Raw genomic sequence first — 17,199 nt, forward strand, 5'->3', positions numbered from 1 at the left:
CGCTCGATCGGACAGTAATTGAAAAGACCGGCGCCAAGGTAATCGTCTGCAGTGGTGGGGCATTCGCGGGCGGCGATCCGGGCGCATGCCGAAACACGGCCGTATTTTTCTGGATACATGGCGGCGCCTTCGGCCGGTGTAGTTTGCCAGGGTTACGGTGCCCGGGCGATCGGGTGCAGATTCACCACGGAGGATCCAATGAAGTTGCGTATTGCTGGAGTATTCGGCGCTGCCGCGGTGGCCGGGATGGTGGCGGTGCTGGTGCCCGCGACCGCGGGCGCGTCGACCGGCACCCTGGTCTCGAACGGCAGGGTTCTCGTGAACCCGTCCGGTTGCGTCCGGATCCTGCTCACCGACCTGGACACGACCACCGTGACGAACTCGACCGACCAGGACGCCACCTTCTACGCCAGCATCGACTGCTCGGGCGATCCGATCGGCACCGTGGCGGCCGGAGCGGCCGGCACGCCCCCGATGGCGGGCAGTTTCTCCATCAACTGACGACTGCGCACCTGGCCAGAGTGCATCGCGCCTGGCCAGGCTGCGGTTTCCCATGACCCTCACCGCTCGAGCAGGGGCGCCGAGGCGTGAAGACGAGCTGGTGCCGTTTGACCGACGCCGAGGCGGGTACGCGAATACGAAACAGATCGCGGCATACACCCGGAGGTCGAGAACCGTGGAAATCGCAAAAGGAACGCGTCTGGTCCCCATCCACGACACCGCGCTCGGTGCTTCCCAGGTCACAGCGGTGCGACACAACCCGATTCCGTACGCGGAGGTTCGACCTGTCGGCGGCGGCCGGGTGTGTGCGGTATCGCTCACCGACCTGCAGCGGGATTTCCGCATCCTGCGCAAAAGCGCGTCAGCCGAAGATGATTCGACCGAGGGGTAGCTTCTCGCCTCCGGATCAGCCCGCCATCTCGACACCACATCACTGCGCCGGGTCGGGCTCAATACCGCGGCGGCCCGGCTGGACGCCAGACGATCGGCTCGTCGATGTCGGTCGTCACCGTCGTTCGCCGGCGTCGTTCCAGGACGATGAGCGCGGCGCCGCCGGCGAGGCCGACGGCGGCCAGGATCGTGCCGACCAGGCCCAGGGCCGGCTGATGCAGCCAGAGAGCCAGGAACGCGACGGCAGTGGCGAGGACGCCGCAGAACATCAACGCGAAGCCCGCCCAGTTCCGGCTGTCGGCCAGCACCTCTCCCTGCTGCACCTGCGTTGCGCGGGAAAGATCCGCGGCGCCATCGAGCGGCGGAAACTCCGACGCTCCTTCCGTGGTCATTATCGATACCTCACATCCGGCCCGGGCGACGCGCCCGACGCCTGCTCTTCGGGGGTACCCGCAGCCAGGGATCCAAACGATGAACGCGGGAATCGCGGGAAGTACGACAGGAAGGAATCCCTTGCGAGACTTCACGTGCGGTCGGTGCGGACAGCGATTGTCGTTCGAGAATTCGGTCTGCCTGAAATGCGGTGGAGCGCTGGGGTTTCACCTGCCCAGTCGCACCCTGCTCGTCCTCGATACGCGCGGGACGACCACTGTCGACGGTCAGCGTTGGCGGACATGCGGCAATCTGCAGCGCGCCCAGTGCAATTGGCTGGTCCCAGCGACAACCGGGGCCGGCGGTGAATTATGCCGTTCGTGCCGGTTGACCCGAACCCGGCCCGCGGACGACAACTCCCCGGCGCTGGCCCAATTCGCCGAAGCCGAGACGAGCAAGCGGCGGGTGATCCTCGAGCTGAACGAACTCGGGTTGCCGATCGTCGGGCGAGACGAGGATCCCCACCATGGCCTGGCTTTCGATCTGTTGTCCAGCGCGTGTGAGGCGGTGACGACCGGCCACCACAGCGGGCTGATCACGCTGGACCTCGCCGAAAGCGACGATGTGCACCGCGAACGACTCCGCGTATCGATGGACGAGCCATACCGGACACTCGTGGGCCACTTCCGCCACGAGCTCGGCCACCACTACCAGCAGGTCCTGGTGGGCGACGGCCTGCGGGAGCCGAGATTCCGGGCACTGTTCGGCGACCCCGACGAGGACTATGCGGCCGCACTGGACCGGAACTATCGGATCGGCCCGCCACCGGACTGGCCGGATCGGTTCGTGTCCGCCTATGCCGCAACGCATCCCGTCGAGGATTGGGCCGAGACCTTCGCCCACTACCTCCATATCCGTGAAACCCTCGACACCGCAGCAGCATTCGCGATGACCCCGGCAAGCACCCGATCCGAAGTGCGGCTGCGCGCCGACACCGGTTTCGATCGCCTCATCGAGCAGTGGCTGCCACTGTCATGGGCCCTCAACCAGGTCAACCGGTCGATGGGCCACCCCGACCTCTATCCCTTCGTCCTGGCCCCGGCGGCATTGGACAAGATGCGATTCATCCACGAGCTGATCGGCCGCGCAACAGCTTCGGCAACGCGGAGATAGCCGTTCAGTCGCGAACACGGCACCACAGGTAGGACCGGTCCCGGCTGGTCTGTGAAGAAACCGCAACTCGCGGGCACCCGTACTCATGATGATTCGGCAGCGAAGTGGTCCGCGGGGGCTTCGTCGCCGACATAGGCCGACCACAACCGGCGGTAGGGGCCGTCGATCTCGAGCAGCTCGGCGTGGCGGCCGGTTTGCAGCAGACGGCCGTCGCCCATCACGATGATCAGATCGGCATCGGCGGCGGTGGCCAGGCGGTGGGCCACGACGATGGTGGTGCGGCCCGCGGTGAGGACCTCGACGGCCGCGCGGACGCGGGCGTCGGTCGCCAGGTCCAGGGAAGCGGTGGCCTCGTCGAGGATGAGTATGTCGGGCTCCACCAGTTGAGCGCGGGCCAGCGCCAGCAGTTGGCGCTGACCGGCGGACAGAGCGGCGCCGTGCGCGCCGATCGGCTGCCGGTAACCGTGCTCGAGAGCGGCGATCATCTCGTGGGCGCCGACCGCGCGTGCCGCCCATTCGATGTCGGCGGGTGTGGCATCGGGTTTTCCGTAGGCGATGGTGGCATGCACCGTGTCGCCGAACAGGAACGGTTCCTGCGGCACCACGCCCAGCCGTTTGCGGTAGTCGCGCAACCGGTAGCGGCGGATGTCGACGCCGTCGACGAGCACGGCTCCGTCGGTCGTGTCGTACAGGCGCGCAAGCAGTTTCACCAGGGTGGATTTGCCGGCTCCGGTTTCGCCGACGACGGCGACCTGCTGGCCGGGCGCGATTCGCAGATCGATGCCGGACAGCACTCGCCGATCGGCCCCCTGGTAGGCGAAACCCACACCGCGGAACTCGATCTCGCCCGCGAGCCGCTCGACCGGACGCGCATCCGGCGCGTCCGGGGTGGACACGGGCTCGCGCATCAGCACACCGAGGCGCTCGATGCCGACGACCGCCTGCTGGTAGCTGTCGAAAACCTGCGACAACTGCTGGATGGGGGCGAACAGCAGATCGATGTAGAGCAGAAACGCGATCAATGTCCCTGCGGTGAGCGCACTCTCGCGCACCTGGTGCACCCCGACCGCCAGCACGGCGGCCGTGGCGATCACCGACATGATCTCGATGAACGGGAAGAACAGCGCCATCAGCGTCTGACTGCGCAGCCGCGCATCGCGGTAACCCCATGAGCGACGCTCGAATTCGCGCTGATTGATCGCCTCGCGGCGGTAGGCCTGGGTCACCGCGATGGTGTCGACGTTCTCCTGCAGGTAGGCGTTCGCGGCGCTGACCTGCTCGCGCGCCAGGTTGTAGGCGGGCACCGACGCCCGGCGGAACGCGACCGTCGCGATCACCAGCACCGGCAGTAGCGCGAGCACCACCAGCGCCAGGCGGCCGTCGATCACGATCAGCGCCACCACCACGCCGCTGATGGTCAGCGTGCTGGTCAGCGCGACCGCCAGTCCCGTCTGCAGGAAGGTCGACAACCCGTCCACGTCGGTGATCATCCGGGTCATGATGCGGCCCGCCAGTTCCCGCTCGTAGAACTGCAATCCCAGCCGTTGCAGCTGGGCGAAGACCTTCACCCGCAGGCCGTAGAGCAGCCGCTCCCCCGCCCGTCCGGTCACGCGGACCTGGGCGACGGTGATCACCCAGTCCACGACCACCACGACCAGCGCGGACGCGGCGGCCAGCAGCAGCACGTCGCGGGCTCCGGCCAGCACGCCGTGGTCGATGCCGTAGCGCACCAGGAACGGAATCAGGATCTGTGCCAGGGCGTCCAGGGCGACCAGCCCCAGTCCGGCCAGCAGCGGCAACGCGAACGGCCGCAGCAAGCGCGTCAAATCGAAGTTCGGGTCCGGTGTGTGCGAAAAATGCTCGGGCACATCGGGTTCACCGGTGGCTGCGGGCAACCGCCCGATCAGGGCGCGCACGTCGCCGCTCGGCGGGGCGCTCGACATCATGCCCCCGCCCAGGTGACCGCCCATCGCCCCCGGCGAGCCGGCGGCACGCCGGGCGAACGCTCTGGCCATCTGCTCCAGCGCACGTGACTCGTCACCGTCGGTCTCGGTGCCCGTCCACAGTCCGGCGGTGGGCACGGTGTCGGTCACCGCGCTCAGATCGGCGGCGATACTCACCGGGTCCGGCGCGGTGAACAGGGCGTGGAACAGCTCTCCGGAGGTCTGCAGATCGTGCAGAGTGCCGAGTTCGGCGACCCGGCCGCCGTCCAGCACGGCCACCCGATCGGCCAGTGCGAGAGTGGAGATCCGGTGCGCCACCACGATGGTGGTGCGCCGGCGCACCTCGGCGGCGACGCGGGCGAAGATCTCCTCCTCCACCTGTGCGTCGATGGCGGAGGTAGCGTCGTCGAGCACCAGGATCGGGGCGTCGGTGATCAAGGCGCGGGCCAGGGCCAGGCGCTGACGCTGTCCGCCGGACAACCGCTGTCCACGCTCGCCGATGTGCGTGTCCAGGCCCCCGGGCAGCGCGGCGACGAATTCGTCGGCGGCAGCCAGATACAGTGCGTGCCACACCTGTTCGTCGGTGGCGTCACGACGGCCGTAGGACACATTGGCCCGCACCGTGTCCGCCATCAGCGAGGTGTCCTCGAAGACCATCGCGATCCGGCCGCGCAGGTCCGGTAGATCCCGGATATCGATGCCGTCCACCAGAATTCGGCCCGCATCGGGATCGAACAGGCGGGGCAGCAGTTGCACCAGAATCGATTTGCCCGAACCGGCCGCACCGGCAACGGCCACCGTCTCCCCCGGCCCGACAATGAGGTCGAGCCCGTTCAACACCGGTGGCTGCGCCTCGAAAGCGAAACGCACGCCATGGAACTCGATCCGAGGCGCACTGCCGGAGTCGCCCGCCACCTCGGCGGCCGACTGCGCCGCGGCCGCCTCACGCGGTACGGGCGTCTCGATCACCTCACGGACCCGCTCGAGCGAGGCCCTGCCCTGCTGGCTCACCGTGAGCAGCATGGAGAACATGCGGATCGGGGTGACGAACGAGCCCAGGTACGTCATGAAGGCCAGGAAGGTGCCCAGCGTGATGGACTGCCGAAGCGCCAGCAGCCCGCCCACGACCAGAATCAGCGCCTGCCCCGCGGCCGGCACCGCCTGCATGGCGGGGGTGAACCGGCTGGTGATCCGCGTGATGCGCAACCGCGACCGGTACAGGTCCCGGGCCGAGCCCGCCAGTTCCTCGAGCTCGTGCGATTCCTGCCCGAAACCCTTCACCACCCGCACGCCCGTCACCGCCGCCTCCACTCGCATGGCGACCTCGGCGGCGCGGGCCTGCGCGTCCCAGTTGGCGGGGAACAGCTCTCGCTGACTGCGGGAGGTGATCAGCCACAGCGCCGGAACCACCAGCAGCGCAATGACACTCAGCATCGGCGACATCGACGCCATCAGGATCAGTGAAACGGCCAGCAGCACCACATTGCCGGCGACCAGCGGAAGCAGTTGCAGGAACATCTGAATCAGCGTCACGTCGGTGATGGCACGGCTCACGACCTGTCCGGTGTAGAGCCCCGACCGCTGCCGGCCGTTCAGCCGCAGCAACGCCGCGAACAGGTCACGCCGCAGATCGTGCTGCACGTCCAGCGACAGCCGTGAGGACCCGGTGCGCCGCCCGTACCCCGCCACGAACCGGGTGGCCCCGACCGTGAGCAGCACCAGCACCCACGGCAGCACCGAGGCTGCCGTGGTGGTCACGGTGTCGACCACATGCCGTACCAGCAGCGGCAGCACGGCCGTGCAGACGTTGGATACCAACGCACCGGCGCACGCGAGCAATACGGTGCGGCGATGCTGTGCGCAACGCCGCAGCAGATAGCGAATCCACCCGTCGGCGCGGGTATTCGAGGCCGCGTCCGCGGAACAGCCGGAGCCCCAGCTCATCCCGCGACCACGAGCGCGCCGGCTCCGGAGAACTGATTGGCGGGCCGCTGCAGACCGTAGTGCCCACGCAGCGTCGTCTCGGTGTACTCGGCGCGGAACAGCCCGCGCCGCTGCAGGATCGGCACCACCTCGTCCACGAAACGCTCCAGACCCGAGGGCAGCACGGCGGGCATGATGTTGAACCCGTCCGCGGCGCCGCGAGTGAACCACTCCTCGATGGTGTCGGCGACCTGATCAGCGGTGCCGGCGAAGGTGTGGTGGCCACGTCCGCCCCCGAGCCGGGCGATCAGCTGGCGCAGCGTGAGCCGTTCGCGCCGAGCGAGATTCACGATGAGGGTGAATCGGCTCTTGGCGCCCTGGATCTCGTCCTCGGTGGGCAGGTCGTCGGGCAGTTCGCTGTCCAGGTCGAGGTCCTCCACCGGAATGCCCCAGGTACGGGCCAGCTGGCGCTTGGCGTACTCGGGTGAGATCAGCCGCTCCAGTTCGGCATCCAATTCCCTGGCGTGCTCCTCGGTATCGCCGATGACGGGCACGATGCCCGGCAGGATCTTGATGGTCTCCGGGTCGCGGCCGAGAGCGATCGCGCGACCCTTCAGATCGGTGTAGAACGCGAGCCCGTCCTCGATGGTCTGCTGTGCGGTGAACACCGCCTCGGCGTAGCGGGCGGCGAAGTCCTTGCCGTCCTCGGAGGAACCGGCCTGCACCAGCACCGGATACCCCTGCGGCGGCCGCGCCACGTTCAGCGGACCCGCGACCTTGAAGAACCGGCCCTCGTGGTCGATCCTGCGGACCCGGTCCGGATCCGTGTGAATACCCGATTCCTTGTCCGCCAGCACGGCGTCGTCCTGCCAGCTGTCCCACAGTTTCGTTGCCACATCGACGAATTCGGCGGCCTTCGCATAGCGCAGCCTGTGGTCGGGGACGTCGTCGAGTCCGAAGTTGCGTGCGGCGTCGGCGCCGGCGGTGGTGACGATGTTCCAGCCGACGCGCCCGCCCGATACCCAGTCCACCGAGGCGAAACGGCGCGCCAGGTTGAACGGCGAGTTGTAGCTGGTGGACGCGGTGGCGATGAGACCGATCCGCGAGGTCTGCACCGCGATGGCCGTGAGCAGGACCGTCGGCTCCAGCTTGCCGGCCGGGCGGCGCCCGGTATCGCCGTAGAGCACCGGACTGTCGGCGAAGAAGATCGAGTCCAGCTTCCCGCGTTCGGCGATGCGGGCCAGCTGCACATAGTGATCGATCTTGGTGTTCGCGTACGGATCGGATTCCGGCAGCCGCCACGAGGCCTCGTGGTGTCCGGTCGACATGAGAAATGCGTTGAGGTGCAGCTGTTTCGATGGCATGAAGGGTTCCTTATCGGATTGCGGCGGGGACGACGCCCAGCGCGGACAACAGGGTGCGGCGGATGCGCTGGAACTCCGGTTCGCCCGGATCGCGCTCGGCCGGCAGGTCGATGGGCAGGTCGAGGGTGAGGCGGCCGGCATCGAGCACCAGCACGCGCTGCGCCAGGGTGATCGCCTCGTCCACATCGTGGGTGACCAGCAGGACGGTCGGGGTGTGCCGCTGGACCAGATCACGGAGCAACGCGTGCATCCTGATCCGGGTGAGCGCGTCCAGCGCGCCGAACGGCTCATCGGCCAGCAGCAGATCGGGAGCTCCGACCAGGGCCCGCGCCAGCGCCACCCGCTGTTGCTCGCCGCCGGACAGTTCCGAGGGCCACGCGCGCTCCCGCCCGGCCAGTCCGACCTCCGACAGCAGGGCCCGGCCCGCCGCGCCGCGGGCGCGCGGCTGCCCGTACAGCACGTTGGTCAGCACCCGCTGCCAGGGCAGCAGTCTCGAATCCTGGAAGACCACGGCGGTTTTCGCCGGCACCCGCAGCACACCGGAACCCTCGACATCGTGATCGAGCCCGGCCAGCGCCCGCAGCAGGGTGCTCTTGCCGGAGCCGCTGCGGCCGAGCAGGGCGACGAACTGGCCCGGCGGGATGGTCAGCGTTATGCGGTCCAGGATGGTCCGCTCCCCGAACGACCGGACCAGGTCCCGGGTCCGGACGCCTAGGTCGAGATCGTTCGACGCCATGACAGCACCTTGCGTTCGAGCAGCCGGATTCCCGCATCGGAGACGAGCCCGAAGACGCCGTAGATGACCAGGCAGACCAGGATGACATCGGCCTGCCCATAGTTCTGGGCGCTGGTCATGAGCTTGCCCAATCCATCTGTGGCATTGACGGATTCGACGACGACCAGAGAGAGCCAGGCGCCGGTGACCGACAATCGCAGCCCGAGGAAGAAGCCCGGCAGCGAGCCCGGCATCACCACGCGGGCGATGAACTCCCAGCGCGAAACACCCTGCACCTCCGACAGTTCCACGAACCGCTTGTCGATGGCGGTGAGCGAGGCGTGCGTCTGCAGGTACATGGCCAGCGCCACGCCCAGAGTGATCAGCACGATCTTGAACGTCTCACCGATGCCCAGCCACAGGATCATCAGCGGAATCAGCCCGAGGCTGGGAACAGCGCGCTTGACCTGCACCGGTCCGTCGATCAGCGATTCACCCAGACGCGAAAGTCCCGCCACCAGAGCGAGTGTCGTGCCGATCAGGATGCCCAGCCCGAGACCGATCGCCGCCCGGTGCAGCGAGGCGAGCACGTTGTCCCCGAGCGTGCCGTCGCGGACGAGGTCCCAGCCGGTGCCGAGCACGGTCCATGGCGCGGACAGCTTGCGGTGGTCCAGCAGCCCGTAATAGCTGCCCGCCGACCAGGCCGCGAGCACGACGACCACACCGAGCAGGCGTGCGAACGGCACCGGTTTCCGCAGTCCGAGGCGACGCAGGCGAGGCCGGTCCACGAACTCCTCGCCCGTCCGGGGCGCGGGCACCACGATACGGGGCAGCGCGAGTGTCATTGTGACTCCTTGATCCGGTACTGCGCGGGCACCGCGTCCGAGGCCAGCGATTCGAAACGACGGTCGAACAGTTCACCGGCATCGAAGCTCTTACCGAAGTAGCCGGAGCGGGTCACGAGGTCGATGGTTTCCTGTTCCCATTTGATGGCGTCATCCCATTTCGCCGGGTAATAGGGCTTGTCGACGGTGCCCTGAATCCGGCGGGCGTCCTCCGCCGAAACCTTCTGATCCTTCACGTAATACGCGTCGAGCCATTGATCCTGATGCTCCCAGGACCAGATGTCGGCCCGCGCCCAGACCTTCACGAATGCCGTGACCGCGGCCAGTTTCGCGGAATCCTGCAGCACCGCGGTCGGCGTCCACAGGATGGTCAGGGCGTCCACGGCCGGCGTTGCCACCGCACGTGCACCCTGATCGCCGTACTGGGCCAGGTATTTGGTGGTCTGCGGCTCGGCGAGCGGAGCGACATCGATTTGCCTGCCCTGCAATGCGGTGAGGAATTGCGGACTGTTCAACTCGACGAGTTCGACCTCTTTCAGGCCGATGCCGGCGGCCTGCAGAGTGCGCAGCACCACCACGCCCTGCGCCTGACCGGGCGAAAAGCCGATCCGCTTGCCGCGCAGGTCGGCCAGGCTGTTGATGCTCGAGTTCGGTGCCGTCGCCAGTTGATACAGCGGCGTCGAGCGCATCTTGACACCGACGATCTTCGCGTCCACACCCGTGGCATGGGCGTGGATCGGCGGAATTCCCGCATTGCTCGCCACATCCAGGGCGCCGCCGCGAAAAGCTTGAATCACATCCGGCCCGGCGGAGACCACCGGCCAGTCGGAAACGGTGAACGGCAAGGTGTTCAACTGCCCGGCGGCATCCAGCGCGACCCGGGTCGTATTCACCGAAATGGACAGTTTGGTGTTCGGCGGCACACTGGTCGGCAGCGCCGCCGAGAGATCGGTATCCCCGGCGCGGGTGGCGCAGCCGGCCACCAGTACAACGGCCGCTACGGCAACGCCTAACCCGGATATCGCGTATCGCATTCTTTTCTCCTGATTCGACTGCGGCGGAGAGCATCAGGGAAATCCGGGCAGCGATGACAAGCGAGATTCTCGGACCGGTCCGCGAGGACGTAACTTTCCATGTACAGACTCTCGCCGAAACCATTGCGACCGAGCAACATTCGTTCGACTTAAAATAAATGCGAATCAAACTCGGGCATCTGTCGCGGCCGGCTCGGCGGTGGACACCACCGACAATGGATCGGTGAACAGCCGCTGCAGCACCACGGCGCCGGCGGCGGTCTCCAGCACGCGCCCGAAGAACGACGATCCCGTGATGACCTCCTCGGGCCGTTCACAGGCCGAGAACCGGCGCACCACATCGAGATACGCCGCACGCACGCCCGGCACCCTGACCAGCGCCTGATCCACGATCACCACCGCGTCCGGATCCAGTAGGTCGATCACGACCGCGACCACCCGTCCCAGTACCCGGGCACGCTCCGCGAACAACATCTGCGCCGTCGTGTCCTGACCCGCGAGGGCGATGAGATCCGGAATCCGCTGTACCGGCAGCCCTGCCCGCCGGGCATGAGCCACCATCGCACGGTCGGTGCACTCGGCCAGCGCCGACTCCGCCGCGTCGCCCCCGACCAGACGCGTGATCGCACCCGCCGCCGACCGTGGGCCGTAGTGCACCCGCCCGTGCACAGCGAACGCCACATCGATCACATTGCCCGCGAACAGCAGCACCGTCGCCGCCGCACTCCGCGCATGCCCGAACAACTGCTCCGCGTGCACGAGCGCCCGGCTGTGACTGTCCAGCGTCACCGGCAGCCCGGTCTGCTCCGAGAGATACTGCCGCACAGCCACATTGCGCCAGGGCAGGGTGCCGTGCTCGACCACGGACCCGGCGGAGCTGTCCACCCAGCCGCCGATCGCGACGCCCAGCCCGATGACGCGTTCGGTCAGCTCACCCCGCAGCCGCCGCACCTCGGCGGCGGCGGACGCCAGGATCACATCTGGATCCAGGCCGAGGTGCGGCACCCGATGCGAAAGCCGCACGGTTCCGGCGATATCCAGCACCGCGACCGTGCAATGGTCCGCGGCGATGTGCAGCCCGATCACCACATTGCCCGCGACGTTCAGCACCAGCGGCGAATGTGGGCGGCCCATCCCGCCCGGCCCGGCCGTCTCCGGCAGTTCGGTCAGCAATCCCGCCGCGGCCAGCGCCCGCACCTGCGAGGTCACGGTCGCCGGCGACAATCCGGCCACGCGCGCGATGACGCTGCGCGGCGCCGTGCCCTCGGCGAGCACGGCACGCAGCACCGCCCCCGCGCTCTTGTCCCCGGCCATCAGCGCAGCGGGAAACCCTGCGCCGCAAGCTGGTCACGCAGCCGGTCGCGGCCTTTGAGCGCGGCGGCCGAGCCGAGCCGGGTCAGTACCCGGTCGATCCAGGAGTGCTCGAGGTTCTGCTCGGCGTAGAACGCTGCGATCCGGCTCTCGTACTCGGCCAGATGCGCGCCGAGCCCGGTCGCGTCGTAGGTCTCCTCGTGCAGCACCGCGGCCTGTGGCAGCCGCGGCTTGACGCGGGCATCCTCGCTCGGGTCCGGGGTGCCGACCACGAGGCCGACGACCGCGAACACGCCTGGTGGCAGGGATAATTCAGCCGCAATCTGCTCGGGGTTGTTGCGGATGGCGCCGATGTAGACGGTGCCCAGGCCCAGTGATTCGGCCGCTGTCGCCGCGTTCTGCGCGGCCAGCGCCGCGTCCAGGAACGCCACATAGCTGGACTCCAGGTAGTCGGCTCCATCGAGCGGGGCTCCGCGCTCGGCGGCCAGTGCTCGCAGCCGGGCCAGATCCGCCGTCCAGACCAGCAGTACCGGCGCCTGCCGGATATGGTCCTGATCCCCGGCGAGCGTGGCCAGTCGTGCCTTGCGTTCCGGATCCCGGACCGCGATCACGCTCCACGCTTGGAGATTGGAGGATGTCGGCGCCGACTGGGCTGCCGAGACGAGCAGGCGCAAGATGGCGTCCGGCACCGGATCGGCCAGATAGCGACGGATCGAGCGGTGCTCGTGCAGCACCTGCAGTACCGGGTTCCATTCCGGCGCCGGGGTCGGCGCGGGGTCGCGGTAGCGCTGTGCCACCAGCTGATCCGCAACAGCAGAGATCTGGGTCATGGACCGTATCGTGACCGCCGCGCGGGGCCAAGTCAGGTATTGACCGCAGCTCGAGCCGAATACTACGCAACCGGCGACGAGGATTGAACGATCGTCGTATCCCCCGGTAGCGGCAACAGCTGATTGCCCTGACGTTCGATCTCGGACCGATACGGGTATCGGAGAGCACGAAGTGCGTGATGCCGAGATCACGGTATTTGCGCAGCGATTTGGCGACAGCCTCCGGTGAGCCGACCGGCCACGACACCCAATTTCATTGTGCTCCAAAGTATTTCCGAAGGATCAGCCTGATCTCAACCATTGACCACCGTGACCGCGAAGGACGAAGGTGCCCGAGAGGAGCGCACGCCGATCCGGCGTGACACGAGGGCAGGAACGGAAACCGAGGATTATGGCATCGACACCATTGCACCTGGGCGCGGCGCTGGACGGTGCGGGCTGGCATCCGGCGGCCTGGCGGGAACCGAACTCCCGGCCCGCGGAGCTCTTCGGAGCCCGCTACTGGACCGATCTCGCCGCCACAGCCGAACGGGGACTGCTGGATTTCGTGACCATCGAGGACAGTCTGACGGTACCGCAGGCTCCCGACCGCGCCGTCGACCGGGTGCGTGCCCGGCTCGACGCCGAATTGATCGCCGCACGCCTCGCACCGGTCACCCGCCACCTCGGACTCGTCCCGGTGGTGACCGCCACCCACACCGAGCCGTTCCATGTCGCCACGGCGATAGCCACGCTCGACTACACCTCGCATGGCCGGGCCGGCTGGCAGACCCGGGTGTCGGGAACTGCCTCCGAGGCGGCCCATTTCGGACGGCGCACCATCGATGAACTCACCACCGCGGAGTTGGCCGAAGCCGTGACCTCGGGCCGATTCCCGCCCGCCGCGCACGAGTTGTTCGACGAGGCCGCCGATGCCGTCGAGGTGGTGCGCCGATTGTGGGACAGCTGGGAGGATGACGCCGAGATTCGCGACGTCGCCACCCGGCGCTTCATCGATCGAGACAAGTTGCACTACATCGACTTCCGGGGGCGCTTCTTCAGCGTGCGCGGCCCGTCCATCACTCCGCGCCCACCACAGGGGCAGCCGGTGGTGACGGCGCTGGCACACGCGCCGCTGATCTACGAATTCGCCGCCCGTGGTGCGGATCTGGTGTTCGTCACCCCGACGCACGACGAGGGTCCCGCACCGATCGTGCGCAGGGTGGCGGAGGCGGCCGACCGGGTCGGGCGGGTCGGCGAACCGCTGCGGGTCTACGCCGACCTGGTCGTCTTCCTCGACACCGCCGACGCCACCGGAGCGAAGCGTCTGGCCCGCCTCAACGATCTCGCCGGTGCCGAATTCGTCTCCGACGCAGCAATTTTCACCGGCAGCGCGGATGCCCTGGCCGATCTGCTCGCCGCCTGGCACGACGCCGGGGTCGATGGCGTGCGCTTGCGGCCGGGTGTGGCCGTCGACGACCTGAGCGCCATCGCCGATGTCCTGGTGCCGGTCCTGCAACGCCGCGGCCTGTTCCGAACCGGCTACGCCGAGACCACCCTGCGTGGGCTGCTCGGCCTGCCCACCGCCGTCCCCAATCGATACGCGAACGCCTGAGCGAGGCCACCCATGAGCACATCCCGTAAGCAGGTCATCCTGGGCGCCTACCTCGGCGGCGTGAACCATCACACCGCCTGGTGGCATCCGCGAGCCGGCAGCCAGATCGATTTCGGCACCTTCGAACACACCGCACGCACCGCCGAGCGGGGAAAGTTCGACTTCTTCTTCCTCGCAGAGGGACTCATCCTGCGCGAGCGCGCCGGTCGGATCTTCGATCAGGACATCATCGGCCGCCCCGACACGTTCACCGTGCTGGCCTCGATCGCCGCGGTCACCGAGCACCTCGGGCTGGCGGGCACGATCAACGCCACCTTCAACGAGCCCTATGAACTGGCCCGCCGGTTCGCCAGCCTGGATCACCTCTCCGGCGGCCGCGCCGCCTGGAATGTGGTCACCTCCTTCGACGCGTTCACCGGGCAGAACTTCCGGCGCAGCGGTTTCCTCGATCCCGCCGACCGCTATGCGCGTGCCGAGGAAACCCTGAATGTGGTGCGCGCACTGTGGGATTCGTGGGACGAGGACGACCTGGTGGCGGACAAGAGCACCGGCCGGTTCCTGGGCCGCGCCGACGCCGGGACGTTCTCCTTCCACGGCAGCCAGTTCGACATCGAAGGCCGGTTCACCGTTCCGCGCAGCCCCCAGGGGCGGCCGGTGATCCTGCAGGCGGGTGTCTCACCGCAGGGCCGGGCCTTCGCCGCCGCGAACGCCGACGCCATCTTCTCCCCCTACGGCAAGCTGCCGGAGGCGGCCGAGTTCTATCGCGACATCAAGGCACGCGCCGTGGCCGCCGGCCGCTCGGCCGACGACATCAAGATCCTGCCGTCGGCGAGCTTCGTGCTCGGCGACACCGAGGCCGAGGCGGTCGAGAAGTATCACGCCATCCGGAACGAACAGGTCACCGGTCAGACCGCACTGATCCTGCTGGAACAGATCTGGAACCGCGACCTGTCCGGCTACGATCCGGACGGCCCGGTGCCCGCCATCGATCCGGATCCCGATGCCCCGCCGATCATCCAGGGCCGCGCGTTCGTTCATCAGGACCGTTTCGCGACCGTACGACGACTGCGCGAGGTCGCCGAGACGAAGAAGCTGAGCCTGCGCGAGGTGGTCATCGACCAGTTCGAACGCGGACCGCTGGTCGGCACCCCGGCACAGGTGGCACAGCAGATCGATGATTTCGTGAGCAACGACGGCTCCGACGGGTTCATCCTCGGTTCGCATCTGGTGCCGTGGGGCCTCGACGAATTCGTCGACCGGGTGGTGCCCCTGCTGCAGGACCGCGGCGTGCTGCGCGCCGACTACACCGGAACCACCCTGCGCGACAACCTCGGTCTCGCACCCGCAGCTCTCACACCTCGGGCAGCGGCGGCGAAGGGGTGAAGACGACCGGGAGGGCGGCCAGGGCGCGATGGAAAGGTCCTGGCCGCCAGGACAATTCGGGGCTCGGGATCGCCAGCTGGATTTCCGGGAGGGCGTCGAGCAACTGGTCGACGGCCTCCTGGGCGATCAGATAGGCCAGCGAATTGGCGGGGCAGGAGTGCGGGCCCGCACCCCAGGCGAGATGCGAGCGGTTGCCGGCCAGCTCCTTGTCGCGGATGGCCGGATCGGTGTTGCAGGCCGCCATGCTGATGACGACCGGTTGGTGCGCGGGGAGCCAGTAGTCGTCCAGGAGAACGGGCCGGGGCGGAAAGCTGATGCAGAAGTTCGCCATCGGGGGATCGTCGAAGAGCACCGCGTCGAGCGCGTCCCGGGTGGACAGACTGCCGCCCAGCGCGCTGCCACGGAACCGGTCGTCCACCAGGAGCAGCAGCAGCGTATTGGCGATCAGATTCTGCTGCGGCTCGATACCCGCGCCGTAGAGCGTGGCCAGCTGGTGCACCATTTCGGTCTCGCTCAGCTCGGCGGGATGGCGGAGCATGCGGGTGGTGACGTCGTCGCCCGGGTGCGCTCGTTTGTACAGGGTCAGCCGCAGCAGCGCGTCCACGAGCAGCTTGTTGCCCTGCTCCGCGCCGACACCCTCGAAGATGGCGCGAAAACCCTCCGCCGCCTGCCCCGCGATGTCCACCGGACAGCCGAGCAGGTGGTTGAGCACCCGGAATGCCAGCGGAAAAGCGTAGTCGCGCACCAGATCTGCCGACCCGGACGTACAGAACGTATTGATCAGCGACACCGCGACCCGCTCCACCGTGACCTGCAGACCGTACTGATCGATTCCGGCCAGCCCCGCGGTATTGATCCGCCGGTACCGCGCGTGCTCGATTCCCGCACTACGCAAGGCATTCGGCCGCCACTGCATCATCGGCAGAACCGGACAGTCGGCGGGAACCCCTGCCTGCCACTCCCGCGGATCGGCGGGAAAACGGTCCGGATCGTTGAGAATCCTTACCGCCGTGCGATATCCGAGCACCAGTGTGGCCGGCACCCCGGGCGCCAACTCCACCGGGGCCAACGCCCCGAACTTGTCTCGCATCTCCCGATAGACCCGGTGTGGATCGGCCGCGAACTCCGGCGTGTAGATGGGCACCCGCGCACCGGCGGCATCGACCGCCGCGGCATACCGGCCGCCGGCGATCGGCACTGACTCTGACATCGAACCCACTCCACATACTGCGCAGCACTCCACCGACGCCCGACACCGCACGTCCCGGACCCGGACCGAGGTGTCACCCTACCGACGCGCGCGCTCCCCCGTGTGCCCATCGCGATCTTTTCCGCACGGCGTGTGCGACCGGGGGAATCCGGCCGGGTTCGACGAAATCATTGACAAGGGTGATCCGGCGTCGCAGGCTTTACGAGGCGCAATTGTTGTCTCGACAGTTGCTGCCGTTATCCGGTTGTCGGTGATCGTCGCCGAAGCGGCGGGGAGCGCCGCACAGCGCACGGAGATTCGGCGGACGCGGTGTCATCCGCGTCCGATCTCATAGTTCGGACGGAACCTACCGATGCGGAGGTTGAAATGTCTGATCGCAAGGGCCGAAAACCCAGCCAGATGGCAAACAAGGCCAAGCAGGGCATGAAGGACCAGGGCCAGCGCATGGAACGTGACGTGGACCGGCTGGCCGACGACGCCAAGCGCGATATGGACCGGGTGGGTGACGGCATGAAGCGAGAGGGCCAGCGGGCGCGGTCGGACATGGAGGACCGAACCAAGGAGATGAAGCGGAAGCTGCAGCACCACTAGCTCTTCCGTTCGGCGATGGC

The 17,199-nt window shown here is 67.9% G+C and carries 15 protein-coding genes and 1 pseudogene; 6 read left to right on the forward strand and 10 right to left on the reverse strand.

Translation table 11 applies throughout. The features are described from left to right. The first annotated feature begins 198 nt into the window (after positions 1-198). A complete protein-coding gene (locus ABZV44_RS16180; protein WP_354836655.1) occupies positions 199-501 on the forward strand; it encodes a hypothetical protein in 303 nt (100 codons plus the stop codon). 52 nt (positions 502-553) lie between these two features. Next, entirely contained in the window at positions 554-892 is a 339-nt protein-coding gene (locus tag ABZV44_RS16185) for a hypothetical protein (protein ID WP_354836657.1), read from the forward strand. Positions 893-950: 58 nt separating this feature from the next. Here the strand turns inward: ABZV44_RS16185 and ABZV44_RS16190 are convergent, their stop codons facing one another. Then, positions 951-1,283, reverse strand: coding sequence for a hypothetical protein (locus tag ABZV44_RS16190; protein WP_354836659.1), 333 nt, complete (start codon positions 1,281-1,283; stop codon positions 951-953). Between the two features lie 121 nt (positions 1,284-1,404). Between ABZV44_RS16190 and ABZV44_RS16195 the strand changes: the two genes are divergently transcribed. After that, complete coding sequence (locus tag ABZV44_RS16195; protein ID WP_354836660.1) at positions 1,405-2,436, forward strand: putative zinc-binding metallopeptidase; 1,032 nt, start codon at positions 1,405-1,407, stop codon at positions 2,434-2,436. A gap of 83 nt (positions 2,437-2,519) precedes the next feature. On the opposite strand, the gene ABZV44_RS16200 is transcribed toward ABZV44_RS16195, so the two are convergent. The 8 genes and pseudogenes from ABZV44_RS16200 to ABZV44_RS16235 form a co-directional block, all read right to left on the reverse strand. Further along, positions 2,520-6,323, reverse strand: a complete 3,804-nt coding sequence (locus ABZV44_RS16200) for an ABC transporter ATP-binding protein (RefSeq protein ID WP_354836662.1) — start codon at positions 6,321-6,323, stop codon at positions 2,520-2,522. Further along, a complete protein-coding gene (locus ABZV44_RS16205) occupies positions 6,320-7,666 on the reverse strand; it encodes an LLM class flavin-dependent oxidoreductase (protein ID WP_354836664.1) in 1,347 nt (448 codons plus the stop codon). Before ABZV44_RS16205 ends, ABZV44_RS16200 begins: the two co-directional genes overlap by 4 nt. Before the next feature lie 10 nt (positions 7,667-7,676). Continuing rightward, complete coding sequence (locus tag ABZV44_RS16210; protein WP_354836666.1) at positions 7,677-8,402, reverse strand: ABC transporter ATP-binding protein; 726 nt, start codon at positions 8,400-8,402, stop codon at positions 7,677-7,679. After that, positions 8,378-9,226, reverse strand: a complete 849-nt coding sequence (locus ABZV44_RS16215) for an ABC transporter permease (protein WP_354836668.1) — start codon at positions 9,224-9,226, stop codon at positions 8,378-8,380. Before ABZV44_RS16215 ends, ABZV44_RS16210 begins: the two co-directional genes overlap by 25 nt. Further along, positions 9,223-10,260, reverse strand: a complete 1,038-nt coding sequence (locus ABZV44_RS16220; RefSeq protein WP_354836670.1) for an ABC transporter substrate-binding protein — start codon at positions 10,258-10,260, stop codon at positions 9,223-9,225. Before ABZV44_RS16220 ends, ABZV44_RS16215 begins: the two co-directional genes overlap by 4 nt. Before the next feature lie 165 nt (positions 10,261-10,425). Then, complete coding sequence (locus ABZV44_RS16225; protein WP_354836672.1) at positions 10,426-11,574, reverse strand: ROK family transcriptional regulator; 1,149 nt, start codon at positions 11,572-11,574, stop codon at positions 10,426-10,428. Then, complete coding sequence (locus ABZV44_RS16230; RefSeq protein WP_354836674.1) at positions 11,574-12,401, reverse strand: NADPH-dependent oxidoreductase; 828 nt, start codon at positions 12,399-12,401, stop codon at positions 11,574-11,576. Before ABZV44_RS16230 ends, ABZV44_RS16225 begins: the two co-directional genes overlap by 1 nt. Positions 12,402-12,463: 62 nt before the next feature. Next, positions 12,464-12,645 (reverse strand): annotated as a pseudogene (locus ABZV44_RS16235) (hypothetical protein); the annotation flags it as partial. Between the two features lie 147 nt (positions 12,646-12,792). Between ABZV44_RS16235 and ABZV44_RS16240 the strand changes: the two are divergent. Then, positions 12,793-13,995, forward strand: a complete 1,203-nt coding sequence (locus tag ABZV44_RS16240; protein WP_354836676.1) for an LLM class flavin-dependent oxidoreductase — start codon at positions 12,793-12,795, stop codon at positions 13,993-13,995. A gap of 12 nt (positions 13,996-14,007) precedes the next feature. Further along, positions 14,008-15,378 carry an NtaA/DmoA family FMN-dependent monooxygenase gene (locus ABZV44_RS16245; protein WP_354836678.1) on the forward strand — a complete coding sequence of 457 codons (1,371 nt, stop codon included), beginning with the start codon at positions 14,008-14,010 and terminating at the stop codon, positions 15,376-15,378. Here ABZV44_RS16245 and ABZV44_RS16250 read toward each other — a convergent pair. Next, positions 15,347-16,588 carry a cytochrome P450 gene (locus tag ABZV44_RS16250; protein ID WP_354836680.1) on the reverse strand — a complete coding sequence of 414 codons (1,242 nt, stop codon included), beginning with the start codon at positions 16,586-16,588 and terminating at the stop codon, positions 15,347-15,349. The two genes, ABZV44_RS16245 and ABZV44_RS16250, sit on opposite strands and share 32 nt — an antisense overlap. A 366-nt stretch (positions 16,589-16,954) precedes the next feature. On the opposite strand from ABZV44_RS16250, the gene ABZV44_RS16255 reads away from it, so the two are divergent. Further along, positions 16,955-17,179, forward strand: a complete 225-nt coding sequence (locus ABZV44_RS16255; RefSeq protein ID WP_354836682.1) for a hypothetical protein — start codon at positions 16,955-16,957, stop codon at positions 17,177-17,179. Positions 17,180-17,199: the final 20 nt, after the last annotated feature.

This window comes from Nocardia sp. NPDC004860 (assembly GCF_040609015.1).
GTDB lineage: Bacteria > Actinomycetota > Actinomycetes > Mycobacteriales > Mycobacteriaceae > Nocardia.